Below are 18,538 nucleotides of genomic sequence, written 5' to 3' on the forward strand. Positions count from 1 at the left end.
ATCCAGCCACATTACTGGACTGGGATCATCCAGACCCCGACTCAGGGTTGCCCCAGGGGAACAGGTACTCGGAAACTCCCGCGTTGTTCTCTATTATGGAAGTCTGCTTCGACTCACCCCCCACCTGGAGTCGGAGTCATTGGAGTCAAAGACGATGCGCAACTCCCTGATGAGGTACTTCTCCTGCGCGTTGCTGGCAGCGTCGTTGCTGACTGGCTGCGGCGGTGGGAGCGACCCTGACCCCAAGCCACAACCGAACATCGATGGAGGCCCCGACGGTAACTCGGACGGCGGTACGGATGCCGGCCCGCTTGAAGAAGACGCGGGCGTGATAGTGGATCCGGACCCAGACCCGGGTTTGGTGCCCACGGATATCGATGACCCTGACAACTCGACGAAGGACTCCGACTGTGACGGCCTGACGGACGCGGAGGAGTTCGCGACCCTCTATCCTGGCGGCGCGAAGACGAACCCCGGCCTGCGCGACACGGATGGCGACGGCATCCGCGACGGCGTGGAGGTGGGCCGCACCTCGAGCCCCGACCCCCGCTGTAACTTCCCCGGTGACCAGGACACGGCCACGCGCACCTCGCCGGTGCTGGCGGACACGGACGGCGACGGCATCCCGGACGGCCTGGAGGACCTCAACCGCAACGGCCGGAGGGACCCGGGCGAGACGGACCCGAACGCCATCGATTCGGATGGTGACGGCCTGTCGGACGGTGCGGAGGACGCCAACCGCAACGGCGTGGTGAGCCCCGGTGAGACGGACCCGCGCAAGCGCGACACGGATGGCGACGGCCTGGATGACGGCCTGGAGTCGCGCACCGGCACCAACCCGCTCGCCCCGGATTCGGACGGCGACACCTGCAGCGACGGTGACGAGGACGTCAACCGCAACGGCATCGTGGACGGCAACGAGACGGACCCGCGCGTGGCGGACTGCGCCGCGTCGATTCCGGACGCCGACTTCGACGGCATCCCGGACTCGGTGGAGGTTGCGACGGGCACGGACCCGAACAACGCCGACACGGACGGCGACGGCATCCAGGACGGTGTCGAGGACAAGAACCGCAACGGCCGCGTGGACGCTGGTGAGACGGACCCCCGCCTGACGGACACCGACTGCGACGGTCTCCAGGACGGCCCGGGCCGCAATGGCTTCCGCGGTGAGGACACCAACGGTAACGGCCGCGTGGACCCGGGCGAGACGGACCCGACCGACCCCGACACGGACGGTGACGGCCTGCTGGACGGCCTGGAGCTGGGTGTGGCGACGGCGCAGGCGCCGCGTCAGAACTGTGGCTACGTGGGCGACGCGGACCCGACCACCACCACGTCCCCGACGAACCCGGACAGCGACGGTGACGGCATCCAGGACGGCGCGGAGGACGCCAACCAGAACGGGCGCGTGGACGCGGGCGAGCTGAACCCGAACGACTCCGCCGACGGCGCGGCCAACACGCCGGCGGGTCAGGCCTGCCGCACGACCAACCTGCGCACCGTCACTTTCAAGGAAGAGAACGGCGCGGACCTGCGGCTGGCGCTGCCCTCCACCTTCACGGACGCCAACCTGCGCACCATCCGCGATGGCAACAACGCGGTGGGCATCATCGGCTGGGACGCCACCAAGCAGGTGACGCTGATTGCGTACAAGCGCGGCCGCGTGGGCTCGTCGTCCAACCCCACGAACGACGAGGCGGGCATCCGCTCCGCGTCGTTCAACACCGCCACGCGTGACTTCCAGCAGACCTTCACCACCTGGGACGGCTACGCCGCGCTGTCGGCGCGCTACGGCCTGGCGGGTGGCGCGGACCTGAAGGCGTTCACCAACACCCTGACCCGCTCGCTGGTGCCCGGAAGCACGGGAGAGCTGACGGGAACGGCCGGCATCACCGGACCCTTCACCATGCAGGCGCAGTACGTGCACCGCTCCGACCAGAGCGTGGTGGTGGTGATGGCCATTACCCCGACGTCTCGTTACAACGAGGCGGGCAGCCTCTTCACGACGGCGGACACGGCGGGTGGCTCGGCGCTGGCGCAGTTCGGCGACGCGGACGCGGTGCAGTGCGAGAAGTTCACCGTGCGGCAGGCGGTGGTGGACTTCCTCTTCGTGGTGGACGACAGCGGCTCCATGGCCTCGTCGCAGCAGTCGCTGGCCAACGCGGCCTCGGCCGTGGCGGCCAAGCTGGCCAACGCGACGCTGGACTATCGCCTGGCGATGGTGAGCACGTCCTATACTCACACCGGCGAGCCGAACTCGAACGTGCTGCGTGGCTTCACGCAGAACATCAACCAGTTCCGGGCGTGGCTGACGCAGAACAGCACCTGCAACAACGGCCAGTGCACCATCGTCACCATCCCCGCGGGGACCCAGCCCACCACCTGCTCGTCCAACTCGCAGTGCTGGGTGAACCAGGACGGCAACGGCACGGAGCGTCCCCTGCAATCCGCTCGCGCGGCCATCAACCTGTTGGCCTCGTCCGGTGGCACGGCGGAGACGCGCTTCCGCGTGGGCGCCAAGGTCGTGGTCGTCATCCTGACGGACACGCGGGACCAGTCCTCCGACACCGTCGAGACCTACACCCAGTACTTCCTGGGCACGGGCAACACCTCGGGGACGAACCGCAACCCGCTGAACCAGCCCATCGACGTGCACGGCATCCTCTGCCCGCATGAGAACGCCACCAACGACACCAGCACCTGGTGCCAGACCCAGGAAGACCCCCGGAACCCGCGGCACCTGGACATCATCCAGGCCACCGGCGGCGTGTACGGCAGCATCCGGGACGCGAACGCCATCACCACCACCATCAACGCCATCATCGACAGCGTCATCGCGTCGGTGGGTTACCGGACGCAGAAGCCGCCCATCGGCGCCTCGCTGAAGGTGGCCATGGACGCGGTGGCGAACGCGTCGCAGTGCCCCACGCCGGGTGACCTGCCGCGCAGCCGCACCCACGGCTTCGACGTGGACGGCATCAGCCGCGCGGTGTCCTTCTACGGCGGGTGCCGCCCGCAGAACGCGGGGACCACCCAGGCGGCGCTGTCCTACCGCTATTGGACGGACCGCACGACGAACCCGAACGGTGTCCCCGCGCCCTGCGCGGCGGACCCGTACCACGACCCGAACGACCCGGACTTCTGCGAAGGCAAGCTGACGTGCAACCGCACCACGGACCAGTGCGAGTGCCCGGCGGACTGCGGCGGCGGCGGTGACCCGGGCCAGGTGTGCAACACGGACCCCGCGGTGTGCACCTTCACCTGCGCGCCGGACTGCGGCGGCACGTGCGGCACCTACGAGACGTGCAACACGGACACCTGCTCGTGCTCGTGCGTCCAGTCGGCCACCTGCGCGCCGGGCTTCAAGTTCGACTCGAACACGTGCGGCTGCGTGTGTGACACGGCCGCGCTGAACTGCGGTGACCGGTACCAGGCGGACCCCAACACGTGCGCCTGTGCCTGTAAGTCGGACTGCGGCGGCTGCGGTCCGAACGCGGTCTGCAACCAGAGCTACTGCGCCTGCGAAGGCATCATCGGCTGATGATGCGGAAGCGCTCCGGCCTTCGTTGAAGAAGGAGGCCGGAGTCGGCAGGGCTGAATGAAAAACGCCCCGGGGCCTGCTGGCTCCGGGGCGTCTTCATTTCATGGCCAGACTCTCTACGGCTTCGCGGGCTTCACCGCCGCCAGCCCCTGGGGCGCGGCCTGGATGCGCAGCACCGGGTAGACGCGGAGCTGGACGTCGCGGGCCGGGTGGCGCTCATAGAAGAAGCGCAGGCGGGCGCGCGCGTCCTTGGCGAAGGCCGGGTCCTTCAGCTTCGCCTCCCACTCCGCCTTCACCGAAGCGTCCTTCGCGAGCAGCTCCCGCGCGAAGGGCTCCAGCACGTAGTCCTCCACGTACTCCTTCTGCTCGAAGTGGGCGTTGAAGAAGCCCCAGGACAGCAGCGAGTCAGGCCCCGTGGGCTCAAACAGGTGCGCCACCAGCTCCACGCCCTCCTGCGCCACCGGCACGTACAGCGTGCCCGTGGGGAGGGCCTGTGACTGCGGCGCCCACGCGCCCTTCACGTTGAGCGTCTGCCGGTTCTCCACGGACTGGATGCTCCACTTCACCTCGGTGGCGCGGAAGCGCTCCACCGCCGCGCTGGCCACGGGCTTGGAGAGGCGCTGCGAGCGCAGGCCGTGCGCGGCCAGCTTCGCCTCCACCCAGGCGGCGTGCGCGGGCGGCACCAGGTAGCCACCCGCGGGCAGCGAGGCGGTGAGCGCGGGCTGAATCTCCTCGAAGTAGGGCACCTTCCAGACCTGGGGCTTCGTGTCGTCGTAGCGAATCCACGTCTGACCGGACACGTCGGAGGCGCCCCGCTCATAGGCGTAGCCCCGGAAGTCGATGGTCCGCTTCTGCTCCGTGTTCTTCCACGCGAGCACCACCTCGCGCGTCTTGCCGGCCGCGTCCGCCGCGTCCGCTGCCTTCACCGCCGCGCGCAGGGCGGCGCCGTCACGCGCCACCAGCCGCAGCAGGCTGGCCACGACATGCCGCGTGGCCTTCACGCGCTCCGCATAGGGCTTCCACGAGTGCGTCTCCACCAGCACGCCGAAGCGGCGGTGCGCGGCCCAGTAGGCATGACTGAAGCGCGGCGACGGCACCCCGTAGGCGAAGCCGGAGCTGGGGTCATCGTCCTCGATGAAGGACGGGTAGAAGGGCACGGGTAGGTGCTGCTGGGACTCCAGCTCGGTGAAGAGCTCCTCGCGCAGCTTCACGCCCAGCTCGCGCAGCGCGGCCGGTCCGGACTTCTGCGGCTCGATGCCCACGGACACGTCATGCTCGAACTTGGCGCCGTTGGTGGCGTGCAGGTCGGCGTAGACGAGCGGGTCCCACGCGTGGAGGTACTTCAGCAGGGCCACCATCTCCGGGGCCTCCGCCTTGGCGTAGTCGCGGTTGAGGTTGAGGTTCTGCGCGGTGGCGCGCCAGCCCATCTCCTCGGGGCCATTCTGGTTGGGACGGTGGTTGGGGCCGAAGCGCTCATGGCCGTCCACGTTGAAGACGGGGACGAAGACGGCGGTGACGCGCTGGAGGATGCCGGGCTGCTCCTTCCCGACGAGCAGGTCGCGCAGCAGCCAGAAGCCCGCGTCCTTGCCGTCAATCTCACCGGAGTGGATGCCGCCCTGGAAGAAGACGACGGGGCGCTGCTTGCGCGCCGCGGCGGCGGGCGTGAGGGTGCCATCCGCGCTGGCGACGAGCGCGAGCAGCGGCCGGCCTTCCGGAGTGGTGCCAATCGTGTCGCAGCGGACCTTGCCCGGGAACGCCTTGGGGAAGGCGCGGCAGAGGGACTCCACTTCCGAGTAGCGGCCCGTGCGCGTCCAGCCGCTCTGTTCGGAGACGGTGGTGAGGGACGACGGTGCCTGATGCAGCGTCATGGCGAGGAGGGTGGGCAGGAGCATGCCCTTCCCACAACATAGCCCCTGGTGGGTTTCAACCGTGGCGCACGGTGAGTGTTCCGCCTACTGGCAGCACTTCGACGCGCTCAGGCGCCAGGCCCCGCCGGGTCCACTCCGCGTCCAGGCGGCGGGGCGGCTCGTCGAGCGGCTCGTCGGTGAGCTTGAAGGTGCCCCAGTGCATGGCCAGGAAGCGCGCGGCGCCCAGGTCCTCGAAGGCCTGCACGGCTTCCTCGGGGTTCATGTGCTGACGGCGCATGAACCAGGCCGGGTCATACGCCCCAATGGGCAGCATCGCGGCGTCGATGCCCGGGTAGCGCAGGCCAATCTCCTTGAAGCCCTCGAAGTAGGCGGTGTCGCCGGAGTGGAAGACGCGGGCGCTGGAGCCTTCGATGACGAATCCGCCCCAGAGCATCTCGTTGACGTCGTTGAGGCCGCGCCGGCTCCAGTGTTGCGAGGGGACGAAGTGCACCGTGACGGGGCCCACCTGCGTGGAGCGCCACCAGTCCAGCTCCGTGACGTCCAGGCCCGAGCCCCGGAACACCGGCGCATGGCCCAGGCCGGTGACGATGGGCGCGCCCACCTTCTCCAACGTGGGCAGGTCCAGGTGGTCGTAGTGGTTGTGGGAGACGAGGCTGGCGGTGATGGGCGGCAGCTTCTCCATGGGGACGCCGGGCGGGACGTTGCGCCGGATGACGCCGCTGATGACGTCGCGCAGCACCGGGTCGATGAGCAGCGACAGTCCGTCCAATTGCACGAGCCAGCTCGCATGCCCCAGCCACGTCAGCCGCGCGCCTTCTCCCGTCGCGGGCGGCGTGGCGAGCAGCGCGAGGTCGGGCTCCACGCGGGGGACCTCGGCGCGGGCTGGGGCCTTGCGGCGGCGGCCGGCGAGCTTGTCGGCCACGGCCCACTTGAAGATGCTGCTGAACGGCTGCGGCCCGCTGCCATCGAGGTTCTTGAACCGCAAGGCCATGTGCTCGCTCCCTCGTCTGGCGGGGATGGGAGGGCCCCGCGCGCGTGCCCCTGTCATGCTCGGACCGGGCGCGGCGCGCAAGGAAGACGTGGCCTCCGTCAGAAGGCGGGGACCACCGCGCCGCCGTAGGTGGACTCGATGTAGCGGCGCACGTCGTCGGACTGGAGCGCCTTCACCAGCGTGCGCACCTCGGGGCGCTGCTCGTCACCCTGACGCACGGCGAGCACGTTGGCGTAGGGGTTCTCCCGCGCGGCCTCGCGGGCCAGCACCTTCGCGTCCAGCTTCAGGTGCTTCTGGGCCTCCAGGAAGTAGTTGCCGTTGATGACGGCGGCGGCCACGTCCTCCAGCGTGCGGGGCTGCTGCTCCGCATCAATCTCCCGCAGGTTGAGCTTGCGCGGGTTGCCCACCACGTCCCGCACCGTCGCCGTGGCGCCCGCGTCCTCGCGCAGGCGCAGCAGGCCCTGGGCTTCGAGCAGGCGCAGCGCCCGCGCCAGGTTGCTGGGGTCGGCGGGCAGCGTCACCTGCGCGCCCTCCGGCAGCTCCGCGAGCTGATGGAACTTCGTGGAGTAGAGCGCCAGGGGCTCCAGGTGCACCGGGCCGGCGCTCGTCAACGCGAGCTTCCTGTCTCCGGCGAAGCGCTCCAGGTAGGGCACGTGCTGGAAGTAGTTGGCGTCGAGCTGTTTGTCGGAGAGCGCGATGTTCGGCTGGACGTAGTCGGTGAACTCCACCACGTCGACGCGCACGCCCTCGCGCAGGGCCACGGCGGCGGCGGCGCGGAGAATCTCTCCGTGGGGCACCGGGTTGACGCCGACCTTCAACGTGCGGACGCCGGAGGACTCGCCCGAGGACGCCTCCTGCTTCTGGCAGGCCGTGAGCAGCAGCGTCACGGAGAGCAGCAGCGGGGTGAGCAGGGAACGAGAGGGGGACTTCATGTCGGGAGACTCCAGGGGCAACGGTGAGGAGAGGGCGCGTCAGCGCGACGAGCGCGCGCCGGTGTGGTCGAAGCGGGAGGCCAGCGCGTCACCCAGCCATTGGACGAACTGCACCAGCACCAGCAACACCACCAGGCAGCCCACCATGACGTCGGTGCGGAAGCGCATGTAGCCGTACTTCACCGCGAGGTCGCCCAGGCCGCCGCCGCCCACCGCGCCCGCCATGGCGCTGTAACCCAGCAGGCTGATGATGACGAGCGCGGTGCCGCGCACGAGCGAAGGCAGCGCCTCCGGAATGAGGACCTGGAAGACGATGCGGCGGTGGGTGGAGCCCATGGCGATGGCGGCCTCCACCAACCCGGCGTCCACCTCGCGGAGGCTCTGCTCGACGACGCGGCCCATGAAGGGGATGGCCGCCACGACCAGGGGGACGATGGCGGCGGTGGTGCCGATGGTGGTGCCCACCAGCAGGCGGGTGAGCGGGACGATGGCCACCATGAGGATGATGAACGGGACGGAGCGGCCCACGTTGACGAGCGTGCCCAGCACCCGGTTCAGCGCCGGACGTTCCCACAGGCCACCCCGGTCCGTGACGACCAGCAGCACGCCCAAGGGCAGTCCCGCGAGGAGGACGAGCGCCGCGGCCACGGACGTCATGTAGAGCGTCTCGCCGGTGGCCACGCCCAGCAGGCGCGGGAGTTGGCTATCCATGGGCGGCCTCCTCGAGCGTCAGTCCCTGCTCGCGCAGGTAGGCGAGTGCCTGGCTCACGGCTTCGGCGGAGCCCTGGAGGTCGACGAGGAGCCTCCCCACGCGGGTGTTGCCCACGCGCTCCATGGCGCCTTCCACCAGCAGGGCGTCCACGTCGAACTGGCGCGCCAGGGTGCCCAGGAGGGGCCGCCGGGCGTGCTCACCCGCGAGCGTCAGCGCCACGCGGCGGCCCGAGGGCGCGTCCGTCGGTGGGGCGAAGGCCGGAAAGCACAGTTGATGCAACCGGGTGCTGGGATGGGCGAGCAGCTCCGTCACCTTGCCCTGCTCCACGAGCCGCCCCCGCTCCAGCACCGACACCGAGTCGCAGATGGCCTTCACCACGTCCATCTGGTGGGTGATGAGGAGCAGCGTCACGCCGAGCTTCTGGTTGATGTCACGCAGCAGCCCCAGCACCGAACGCGTCGTCTCCGGGTCCAGCGCGGAGGTGGCCTCGTCGGAGAGCAGGACGCGAGGCCGGGGCGCCAACGCCCGCGCGATGCCCACCCGCTGCTTCTGTCCGCCGGAGAGCTGCGAGGGGTAGGCCTGCGCCTTGTCGGACAGTCCCACGAGCGACAGCAGCTCCTCCACGCGCTCGCGGATGGCCTCGCGTGGGGCGCCCGCCACTTCCAGCGGGTACGCGACGTTCGCCGCCACCGTCTTCGAGCCGAAGAGGTTGAAGTGCTGGAAGATCATCCCGATGCCCTGGCGTGCCTTGCGCAGTGCCTCGGGACTGAGGGCCAGCAAGTCCTGTCCATCGACGGAGACGGAGCCCTCGGTGGGGCGCTCCAGGAGGTTGGCGCAGCGGATGAGCGTGGATTTGCCGGCGCCGCTCTGTCCCAGCACGCCGTGGATTTCACCGGCCTCCACCCGAAGCGACACGTTCCTCAGCGCCGCGACCTCTCGCCCGCCCGCCGTGTAGACCTTGCTGACTCCGCGAAATGTAATCACGGCGTGGCGCTCCGGTTGGGCGTGCCTCGCGCGGGCCCAGGGGGCCGCTGCTCATTCGTGTCCGGGGTGCCGCGCATGGACTGCTCCTGGGGACTGCGAAGGTGGGACGGGGGCTCGCACGAGGTGCGCGAAGGGCGGCCCGTGCCTGGACGAAGCAGGCAACGGGCCGGGAGGAACGTCGGTTCGTTTCGTGAGGGAGGCTCAGCGCGCGCGAACGGACGGACCCGTGGGGGCATGACAACACATGCCTCCGCGACAGAATCCGAACATGGCGCAACCAGCGAGCATCGACCCAGACAGGTAATGGAGCCGACGCGCCATGTCAACCTGACGGCCTATGCCGCCGCGCGGTCTGCCTGCGTGAATGCCCGCACGAAGTCCTCTTGCAGGTCCTCCAGGTCCTCCAGTCCCACCGAGAAGCGGATGAGTCCGTCGGTGATGCCCCGGCGCTCCCGCTCGGCGACAGGGACGGAGGCGTGGGAGTGCCGCGCGGGGACTGTGACGATGCTCTCCACCGCGCCCAGCGACACGCCCAGCAGGGGGAGCTGGAGCGATTCCACGAAGGACGCCGCCAGCGTGTCCTGGGCCAGCCGGAACGACACCACCGCGCCCGTGCCTGGATAGAAGACCTGCCGCACCTCCGGCCGCTCGGCGAGCCACTTCGCCAGGGCTCCCGCCGTGCGCACCTGGCGCTCCAGGCGGACCTGCAGCGTCTTGATGCCCCGCTGGAGGAGGAAGCAGTCCTGGGGGCCCAGCACCGCGCCCACCGCGTTCTGGAGGAAGCCGAGCTCCTGCGCGAGCGCGGGCGTCTTCACTACCACCGCCCCGGCGACGACGTCACTGTGGCCGCCGAGGTACTTGGTGGCGGAGTGGATGACGATGTCCGCGCCCTCGGTCAGCGGGCGCGAGAGGGCCGGGGACAGGAACGTGTTGTCCACGATGAGCAGCGCCCCATGCGCCTGGGCCACCCGCGCCATCGCGGGGATGTCGGTGCGCTTGAGGAAGGGATTGCTCACGCTCTCCACGAGCAGCGCCCGCGTGTTGGGACGGAGGGCTGCGCGCACGGCGTCCGGGTCGCTGGTGTCCACGAAGGTGGCCTGCAGGCCGAAGCGGCTGAAGACGCGTGTGAGCACCCGGTAGGTGCCGCCGTAACAGTCGTCCGTCACCACGACGTGGTCTCCCGCGCTGAAGAGCATCAGCACGCTGGACACGGCGGCCATGCCAGAGCCGAAGGCAAAGGCCGCGTGGCCTTCGTCCAGCGCAGCGAGCACGCCCTCCAGGGCCTTGCGCGTGGGGTTGCCGGAGCGCGCGTAGTCGAACTCGCCGGGCGTCTCCAGGCCCGGCTGGTCGAACATGGACACCTGGTAGATGGGGACAGCGGCGGCGCCCGTGACGGGGTCCTGCTCATGCCCCGTGTGCAGCAGACGGGTCGCGAAGCGCGTGGGCCAGGTCGGCGATGATGTCATGGGAGTCCTCAATTCCTACGGAGAGCCGGAGCAGCCGGTCGGAGATGCCCAGCGCCTCCCGGCGCTCGGCGGGGATGTCAGCGTGGGTCTGCGTGGTGGGGTAGGTGATGAGCGTCTCCACGCCGCCGAGCGACTCGGCGAAGAGACACAACCGCACGGACGCGAGCACCTGGGGCACCAGGGCCGCGTGGGCGACGGTGAAGGACAGCATCCCGCCCACGCCGGGATAGAAGACGCGCTCCACGCCCGGGTGGGCGCGCAACCACGCGGCCACTTCCCGCGCGTTGGCCTGGTGCCGCTCCATGCGCAGGGCCAGCGTCTTCAGGCCGCGAATCACCAGGTACGCGTCCTGCGGACCGAGAATCGCGCCGATGCCGTTCTGGAGGTACGCGAGCCGCTCGCCCAGCGCGGCGTCCTTGACGACCAGCGCGCCCGCGACGACGTCGTTGTGTCCGGCCAGGTACTTCGTCGCGCTGTGCACGACGATGTCCGCGCCCAGCTCCAGCGGGCGCTGGAGCCACGGCGTGAGGAAGGTGTTGTCGACGATGAGCAGCACCCCGGCCTTGCGGGCAATGGCCGCCAGCTCGGAGAGGTCGGCGGTGCGCATCATCGGGTTGGTGGGCGTCTCCACGACGATGGCGCGGGTGTTGGGGCGCAGCGCGTCCCGCACGGCGCTGGGGCGCGAGGTGTCCACGAAGGTGCAGGGGACGTGGAGGATGCGGTCCACCAGCCGGTAGGTGCCGCCGTAGAGGTCCTCGGTGAGGAGGACGTGGTCCTCCGGGCCGAAGAGCTGGAGGGCACAGTGCAGCGCCGCCATGCCGGAGCTGAAGGCCAGGCCCCGGCTGCCACCCTCCAGTTGCGCCAGCGCATCCTCCAGCGCGGAGCGGGTGGGGTTTCGCGTGCGCGAGTAGTCGTAGCCGGTGGACTGCCCGAGCGCGGGGTGCTGGAAGGTGGCGGATTGGTAGATGGGGACGGCGACCGCGCCGGTGGTGGGGTCGCGGCGCACGCCGGCGTGGACGAGCGCGGTGGCGAGTTTCATGGGAGGACCCTTTCGGTGGCGCGCTCAGCGGCCGCGCAGCGTCTGGGAGATGCGGAGGATGTCCGCCAGCACGCCGGACGCGGTGACGGCGCCGCCCGCGCCCGCGCCCCGGACGGTGAGCGGGAAGTCGCTGTGGCGGGTGGTGGTGAAGGAGACGAAGGACTCGGAGCCGCGGAGGTCTGCCGCGGGGTGGCCCGCTTCGACGCCTACGGGGCCCACGCGGATGACGGGACTGCCCGTGCCCGCCTTCGATGGGTCGATGCGTGCCAGGTAGCGCAGCACGGTGCCGGCGTGGCGGCAGCGGGCCACACGCTCCGCGTAGGCGGCGTCCTGCGTGGCGAGCACCTGGAAGAACGAGTCCACGCTGGCGCACTCGTCCGTGGCGACGAAGGGCTCCAGCGCCACGTCCGACAGGGAGAGCGGCAGGCCCAGCTCCCGAGCGAGGATGAGCGCCTTGCGCGCGACGTCCGTGCCGCTCAGGTCCTCGCGAGGGTCCGGCTCCGTGAAGCCCCGCTCCCGGGCGGTGCGGACGGCCCGGGACAGGGGCACGCCGGCCGTCAGTTCGTTGCAGATGAAGCCCAGGCTGCCGGACAGGGACGCGGTGATGAGGCGAACGGTGTCACCGGTGCGCACCAGGTTCGCCAGCGTGTCGATGACGGGCAGGCTGGACGCCACCGTCGTCTCGTAGTGGTACGCGACGTGGTTGCGGCGCGCCGCGTCCACCAGCGCTTCGCGGGCCTCCCACGGCAGCGCCAGCGGCTTCTTGTTGGCCGCCACCACGTGGATGCCGCGCTGGAAGGCCTCCGTGTAGAGCGCCTCCAGCCCGCCCGCGGCGGTGCAGTCGACCAGGATGGGGACGGGCAGCCGCCGGAGCGCATCCAACAAGGGGACCAGGGTGCGCGCCTGGGGCGCCTCGGGCGCCACGCCTTCGAGCCGCGCCTCCACGCCGTCGAGTGCGAGCCCCGCCGCGTCGAAGAGCGCGCGCTTGCTGTCCGCCAGCCCCACGACGCGCAGCGCGATGCCGTGCCTGTCCCGGAGCAGCGCCTGCTGGGCGCGCAGCTGGGCCAGCAGTTGTCCGCCCACCGTGCCTCGGCCGAGGACGAAGAGGCTCACCTGCTGATGGGCCAGGTTGAAGGCCGCGTGCGTGGTGCGCGCGGCGACGGCCGTGTCCGCCGCGTCGACGACGCACGAAAGGGAGCGGGAGCTGGCACCCTGGGCGCTGGCGCGCACGTTGACGCCCACCGCGCCCAGCGCGCTGAAGAAGCGCCCGGCCACGTTGACGCCGTGGCCCATGGTCTCCGCCACCAGCGTCAGCAGCGTCACCGGCTGGCGGACCTCCAGCGGTTCCACTTCGCGGCGTGACAGCTCCTGCGCCAGCTCGGCGGCGAGCACGGACCGCGCGTGCTCCGCGTCGGGACGGGGCACGACGACAGCCAGTGACTGGCCATTGGCGGACTGCGCGGTCATCCACACCGTGACGCGCGCTTCTCGCAGCGCGGCCAGCACGCGCTCCCCCAGTTGGAACTGGTCGGACAGCTTGCGCACCTCGATGCCGAGCAGCGCCAGGTCCTCGCGCGTCGCGATGCAGGCGGGACGCTGGCCGTCGCGCGAGCCGATGGCGTCGATGAGCGTGCCCGGGTGCTCCGGCTCCATGGTGTTGCGGATGCGCAGGGAGATTCCGGACTCGATGAGCGGAATCATCGTGCGCGGGTGCAGCATGCGGGCGCCCACCGCCGCCAGCTCCAGTCCCTCGCCGTGGGTGAGGTGCGCCACGGGGTAGGCGTCCGTGACCAGCTCCGGGTCGGCGGTGTGCAGGCCGAGCACGTCCGTCCACACCGTGACTTCCGACGCGCCCAGGCCCTGGGCCACCAGCGCCGCGGTGTAGTCGGAGCCGTTGCGGCCCAGCGTGGTGGTGCGTCCGTCCGGCGTGGCGGCGATGAAGCCTGGGAGCACGGGCACCTCGACGCCCCACGTCTCCCGGGCGGCCTGGAGTCGCTCCCGCGTCCGAGCCAGATCCACCCGCGCCGCGCCGAAGCGGTCATCCGTCACCAGGAGCTCCCGCGCGTCACGGAAGGTGGCGGACGTGCCATGGGCCGTGAGCAGCTCCGCCAGCAGCGTGGCGGACACCAGCTCACCGAATGACAGTACCCGGTCTCTGGTGGGGGCGGAGCACTCTCGCGTGAGTGAGACGCCATGGAGCAGCTGACGCAGCGGCGCGAGGAGCCCGTCGACACGCTCGGCCAGCGCGGTGGTTTGTCCGGGCGCCAGCGCCGCGGCGTTGGCCTTCGCGAGGTCGGCGATGCGCGTGGCCACCGCGAGCGCGCCTTCCAGGTCACCCTCGGTGGCGAGGTGGGCCGCGTCTAGCAGCCAGTCCGTGGTGTCGCCCATCGCGGAGACGACCACTGCCAGCGGGCCTTGCCGCGCGTGCTTGCCAATCAGCTCCACCACCTGGCGGAGCCGCGTGGGCGAGCCCACGGACGTGCCACCGAACTTCATCACCTGCAGGGACGTGCTGCTCATCGAAGAACCTCGAGGGGGCCGGCGGGCCCTGATTCGAAAGGGAAGGGCAGACGCGGCGCCCTGTGCCGGACACACGCCGGCCAGACGCGGCGCGCGAGCGCCCACGGAGGGAGGAATGAAGGGGTTGGAGTTGGAGCCCTGGCGGACTAGTGCGTGCCGCCGGGCCAGCGCATTCGATGCGCGACGCGCGCGCGGCGAAGCACGGGCAATACGGGCGCGGCGGTCAACGGTGCGGGTGCGGAGCAGGTGGATGGAACCACGGAGGTCCTCTCTCACCGAAGCGGGAGGGAGCCCTCCGGCTTCGGACGCTTGGATTGCTCGGGGAGCCCCTGCTCCTCGAACCGCATCGTTTGGACACCTTGGAGGTCCGACTCCAGGTTGTCGGGCCACCGCGCGAGGCGGCGGCCGCTCTTGATGCTGCGCACGAAATAAGCGTGGACCCCGGTGTCTGTCAATGCCTCGTGTGGTTTTCACTTCCGTCACGGCATCTTCCATTCACGTCAGGGTTTGGCGGGAATGCCCGGTGCCCGGGGCGGATGCCGGCGGTGCGTGGGTGAGCGGGTGCCCACGCTCAAGCCGGAGCACGCCGACATCCTGCGGAAGGTGGACCTGGCGGAGCGCGGTGTCCCGGACGTGGCGCGCCAGGCGCTGAAGACGCAGCTGGAGCGAAGCTGCGGCAGTTGCGCCGCGCACGGATGTCTGGACTGCTCTTGCAAGCCATCCCACCGGGCAGGGGGACCCCGGCGTCTGGCCCGGCGGGCGTCTGAAAGCGCTTGCACCGGGACGGTCCGCCTCGTTAACTCCCACCCAGGTGCCGAGGGGCGCCTGCCCGAAAAGACGACGTCACCCTCGCTTCTCTCCGCCGTTCGACAGTTCCAGATGAGTTCCTTCCACGGCCCACGAACGGGTGAGGGCCGGCGCCAAGGGACTTTTCATGCGAACCGTCGTCTCCCTCCATGAATGCAAGGTCCGCGCGTCGCTCCTGCTCAAGGAGCTGGCCTCGGCGGATGCGTCGCGCGCGGCCCGGGCCGCGGAGCGGCTGCGCGTCCTGCCCGGCTTCGCGGGACTGCCCTTGGGCGAGGTGCTCGCGCGCAAGGAGACGGTGCAGCGCAAGCATGCGCTGACCGTCATCGCGCGTGAGCAGGGGCACGCCACCTGGGGCGAGCTGAAGCAGGTGCGTGAGCTCGACTTCGAGCACCTGCTCGCCCCCGTGGGCGGCTCCCACCTCAACCGCTGGTTCTCCTCCTATGCGGAGGCCGCTGACTCCCTACGGACGCAGGGCGGCTTCCTCTTTCCATTCCGCGAGCAGTTCTTCGTCTGCGAGGCCAGCCTCGTCGAGGCGCTCGGGGGCGACCCCGCTGACGCGGACTGGTCGCTCATGGGCCGCGACTGGATGGCGCCGAAGGATGGGGCCGCGCAGGCCCGGCTCGCCCAGCGGTTCGCCCGGCATTCGCCTTCCCACGCTTCAACTTCCCCAGACACGAGGTCTCCCATGTCCGCTGACTCCCGCCGCTCCGAACTGAAGCGTGCCTACCGGGAAACACCGCCTCCCATGGGCGTGTATGCCGTGCGCTGCCTCGCCAACGGGAAGGTGCTGGTGGGCGCGAGCGCCAACGTCCAGGGCATGCTCAATCGCATCCGCTTCGAGCTGTCCACGGGCATGGACCGCCTGCCCACGCTGCTGGAGGACTGGAAGCGCTACGGGGCGGAGCAGTTCACCTTCGAGGTGCTCGACGTGCTGAAGCCTTCTGACGAGCCCGTGGTCGCGCCGGAGGAGGAGTTGAAGGTGCTGGAGGCGCTCTGGTTGGACCGGCTCAAGCCCTACGGCGACGCGGGCTACAACGTGCAAGGCGGCTGAGGTGGGCCGCCTGCTGCCTTCCATGGGGCAAGTATGGCGGCCTGTGGCAACTTGCCACGTTCTCCACCCGGTGGGATTGCGTTACGCGAAGACTCCATTTCAAGGGAGTCCGCCATGGTGTCCGCTCATCGTCGTGCTGTCCGTATGCTTCCCTTCGCGCTGTTGGGCGTCCTGGGCTGTGGCGAAGGCATGGAAGTCGCCATCCCCTTCGAGGCCCGGGTGGGCAGCGAGCCCTTCGCATGTGGCCGCATCTACACCGGGGTGGGGACAACGGGGACGACGTACGAGCCCATGGACCTGCGCGTGTACCTGCACGACGTCCGGCTCGTCACGGCCGAGGGCACGGAGGTGCCACTGAAGCTCAAGCAGGACGGGCGGTGGCAGACGCAAGGCACGGCGCTGCTCGACTTCGCGGACAAGACGGGCCTGTGCACCAGCGGCACGGAGGCGACGAACCTGCGCATCACCGGCACGGCGCCCGAGGGCCTCTACACCGGCTTGCGCTTCAAGCTGGGCGTGCCGGAGACGCAGAACCACCTCGACGTGTCCACGGCGCCCTCGCCGCTGAACGACACGAGCCTCTACTGGAGCTGGCGCTCGGGCTATCTCTTCATGCGCAGCGAGGGCCGGACGACGGGACTTCCCGAAGGGCACGTCATGCACCTGGGGAGCACGGACTGTGCACCGCCGCCGGAGGGCCGGACGAACGGCACCGCGGGATGTACGTTCGGCAACCGTCCGGAGGTGGCCCTGGACTCGTTCGACCTGGCGTCTGGCAAGGTGGTGCTGGATTTGGGGGCGCTCTTCTCAGGCTCGAACCTGGACGAGAACGCGGAGGTACCCAACACCTCCGTGGGGTGCATGTCGCAGCAGGCGGACCCGGACTGCGCGCCCGTGTTCAGCCGGATGGGGCTGACGCACCGGAGCCAGGAGATGGCACCGGGGCCTCAGGCATTCATCAAGGCGGAGTAGGAGGGGGACGTCATGGCATGGCGCGTGGGAAGACGAGCAGGGGTGCTGGCGGTGCTGGCCTGGCTGGGCGCGGGCTGCGGCGGCAAGGACGCCGAGGCGGAGCGCTACGTGTGGAAGCTGCCCACGGGGTTTCCCACGCCGCGAGTGCCCGCGGACAATCCGATGACGGAGGAGAAGGTGCAGCTGGGCCGGAGGCTCTTCTTCGACGTGCGCCTGTCACGGAACGAGACGCAGTCCTGTGCGTCCTGCCATGACCCGGCGCGGGCCTTCACCGAGCCCCTGGTGACGTCGCAGGGCAGCACCGGCGAGACGCACCGCCGCAACTCCCAGGGGCTGGCCAACGTCGCCTATGCCACGAGTCTCACCTGGGCGAATCCCTCGCTCACGACGCTGGAGGCGCAGGCGTTGGTGCCCTTGTTCGGCAAGGAGCCGGTGGAGCTGGGCTTCGGTGACAGGGAAGAGGAGCTGCTCGCCCGGCTGCGCGCGGTCCCGGAACTGGAGGCGGAGTTCCAGCGCGCGTTTCCGGAGGCCGTGGAGCCCGTGTCCGTGGCCACGCTGACGCGGGCGCTGGCGTCGTTCCAGCGCACCCTCATCTCCGGCAACTCCGCGTATGACCGCTATGTGTATGGCAATGACGTGGAGGCCATGACGCGGCAGCAGAAGCGGGGCATGGAGTTGTTCTTCTCGGAGCGGCTGGAGTGTGACCACTGCCACTCCGGCTTCAACTTCCAGGACGCCACGGTGCACGAGGCGACGTCCGAGCCCATCCTGCCCTTCCACAACACGGGCCTCTACAACGAGGACGGTCAGGGCGCGTACCCTGCCGAGGACCCAGGCCTCATCGAGCTGACGGGCCGCCCCGAGGACATGGGCCGCTTCCGCGCGCCGTCCCTGCGCAACGTGGCCGTCACCGGGCCGTACATGCATGACGGCAGTCTGGCCACGCTGTCAGATGTGCTGGACCACTACGCCGCGGGAGGCCACGCGCGGCGGGTGCGCGGCGGCGAGGCCAGCCCGCTGCAGAGTGGCTTCGTGAGAGGCTTCACGCTGACCGAGCAGGAGAAGGAAGACGTCTTGGCGTTCCTCGAGTCACTCACCGACACGGAGTTCCTGACGGACCCGCGCTTCTCGGACCCGTCCAACCTACCATGATGGGGTTGGGCTCACCCGGGCGCCGCGCGGGTGGAGGGAGGGGTGGAGCGTTTACAGGAGATGCCATTGGCGCTTGAATGCCATTGGGACCAGCAATGCCTTGCGAGGGGCGCCCTGGTGCCGCATCCCCTTTCAGGAGCACGTTCATGGCGGGTTTGGCAGAGGCGAAGATGCAGTTGAGGCAATGTCTGGTGGCGTCGAAGAACCGGCGAGACCTCCAGGCCATCGGAGTGGGATACGCCATCTCCAGCCCGAACTTCCCCGACACGAACCGGCTTTCCATCAGCGAGGAGGACTTCAAGAGCCTCAAGAAGTACTTCCTCGATGACTTGGCGAGCGACCTCGAGTTCAGCTTCCTGTACCCCGACACCGAGTTCGCTTGGGAGGTTGCCTCCTCGGGAAGCACGCGTGGCGTGCAGGACTTCAAGATTTCGCCCAGGACTGTGTTTGGCTCCGGGACGGCCATCTTCAACTACCACATCGGGGTTGCCTGACCCGTT

General features: G+C 69.9%; 13 protein-coding genes and 1 riboswitch. Of the genes, 5 read left to right on the plus strand and 8 right to left on the minus strand.

Going from position 1 to position 18,538, the window contains the following annotated elements; translation table 11 throughout:
* Positions 1 to 154 precede the first annotated feature (154 nt).
* A complete protein-coding gene (cglD, locus tag HNV26_RS00930) occupies positions 155 to 3,544 on the plus strand; it encodes an adventurous gliding motility lipoprotein CglD (protein WP_171439347.1) in 3,390 nt (1,129 codons plus the stop codon).
* 116 nt (positions 3,545 to 3,660) lie between these two features.
* On the opposite strand, the gene HNV26_RS00935 is transcribed toward cglD, so the two are convergent.
* The 8 genes from HNV26_RS00935 to thrA form a co-directional block, all read right to left on the minus strand.
* Positions 3,661 to 5,436 (minus strand): M14 family metallopeptidase, encoded by a 1,776-nt coding sequence (locus HNV26_RS00935; protein ID WP_171439348.1) that lies wholly within the window; start codon positions 5,434 to 5,436, stop codon positions 3,661 to 3,663.
* Positions 5,437 to 5,467: 31 nt separating this feature from the next.
* Positions 5,468 to 6,403 carry an MBL fold metallo-hydrolase gene (locus HNV26_RS00940; protein ID WP_171439349.1) on the minus strand — a complete coding sequence of 312 codons (936 nt, stop codon included), beginning with the start codon at positions 6,401 to 6,403 and terminating at the stop codon, positions 5,468 to 5,470.
* A 98-nt stretch (positions 6,404 to 6,501) separates the two neighbouring features.
* Positions 6,502 to 7,335 (minus strand): MetQ/NlpA family ABC transporter substrate-binding protein, encoded by an 834-nt coding sequence (locus HNV26_RS00945; RefSeq protein WP_171439350.1) that lies wholly within the window; start codon positions 7,333 to 7,335, stop codon positions 6,502 to 6,504.
* Between the two features lie 39 nt (positions 7,336 to 7,374).
* Positions 7,375 to 8,046, minus strand: a complete 672-nt coding sequence (locus HNV26_RS00950; RefSeq protein WP_171439351.1) for a methionine ABC transporter permease — start codon at positions 8,044 to 8,046, stop codon at positions 7,375 to 7,377.
* On the minus strand, positions 8,039 to 9,031 hold the full coding sequence (locus HNV26_RS00955) for a methionine ABC transporter ATP-binding protein (RefSeq protein ID WP_171439352.1): 993 nt from the start codon (positions 9,029 to 9,031) through the stop codon (positions 8,039 to 8,041). The genes HNV26_RS00950 and HNV26_RS00955 overlap by 8 nt, the downstream gene beginning before the upstream one ends.
* Positions 9,032 to 9,366: 335 nt before the next feature.
* Positions 9,367 to 10,497 (minus strand): trans-sulfuration enzyme family protein, encoded by a 1,131-nt coding sequence (locus tag HNV26_RS00960; RefSeq protein WP_171439353.1) that lies wholly within the window; start codon positions 10,495 to 10,497, stop codon positions 9,367 to 9,369.
* Entirely contained in the window at positions 10,436 to 11,536 is a 1,101-nt protein-coding gene (locus tag HNV26_RS00965) for an aminotransferase class I/II-fold pyridoxal phosphate-dependent enzyme (protein WP_171439354.1), read from the minus strand. Before HNV26_RS00965 ends, HNV26_RS00960 begins: the two co-directional genes overlap by 62 nt.
* A gap of 24 nt (positions 11,537 to 11,560) precedes the next feature.
* On the minus strand, positions 11,561 to 14,056 hold the full coding sequence (gene thrA, locus HNV26_RS00970) for a bifunctional aspartate kinase/homoserine dehydrogenase I (protein WP_171439355.1): 2,496 nt from the start codon (positions 14,054 to 14,056) through the stop codon (positions 11,561 to 11,563).
* A gap of 300 nt (positions 14,057 to 14,356) precedes the next feature.
* A riboswitch (SAM-I-IV-variant riboswitch) is annotated at positions 14,357 to 14,479 on the minus strand.
* Positions 14,480 to 14,990: 511 nt separating this feature from the next.
* Here thrA and HNV26_RS00975 point away from each other — a divergent pair.
* The 4 genes from HNV26_RS00975 (at position 14,991) to HNV26_RS00990 (ending at position 18,532) form a co-directional block, all read left to right on the plus strand.
* Positions 14,991 to 15,914, plus strand: a complete 924-nt coding sequence (locus HNV26_RS00975) for a GIY-YIG nuclease family protein (protein WP_171439356.1) — start codon at positions 14,991 to 14,993, stop codon at positions 15,912 to 15,914.
* A gap of 144 nt (positions 15,915 to 16,058) precedes the next feature.
* A complete protein-coding gene (locus HNV26_RS00980) occupies positions 16,059 to 16,886 on the plus strand; it encodes an MbnP family copper-binding protein (protein ID WP_253816046.1) in 828 nt (275 codons plus the stop codon).
* 12 nt (positions 16,887 to 16,898) lie between these two features.
* Positions 16,899 to 18,038, plus strand: a complete 1,140-nt coding sequence (locus HNV26_RS00985; RefSeq protein WP_171439358.1) for an MbnH family di-heme enzyme — start codon at positions 16,899 to 16,901, stop codon at positions 18,036 to 18,038.
* A gap of 146 nt (positions 18,039 to 18,184) precedes the next feature.
* Positions 18,185 to 18,532, plus strand: coding sequence for a hypothetical protein (locus HNV26_RS00990; protein WP_171439359.1), 348 nt, complete (start codon positions 18,185 to 18,187; stop codon positions 18,530 to 18,532).
* Positions 18,533 to 18,538: the final 6 nt, after the last annotated feature.

This window comes from Myxococcus xanthus (assembly GCF_013116825.1).
Lineage (GTDB): Bacteria > Myxococcota > Myxococcia > Myxococcales > Myxococcaceae > Myxococcus > Myxococcus xanthus_B.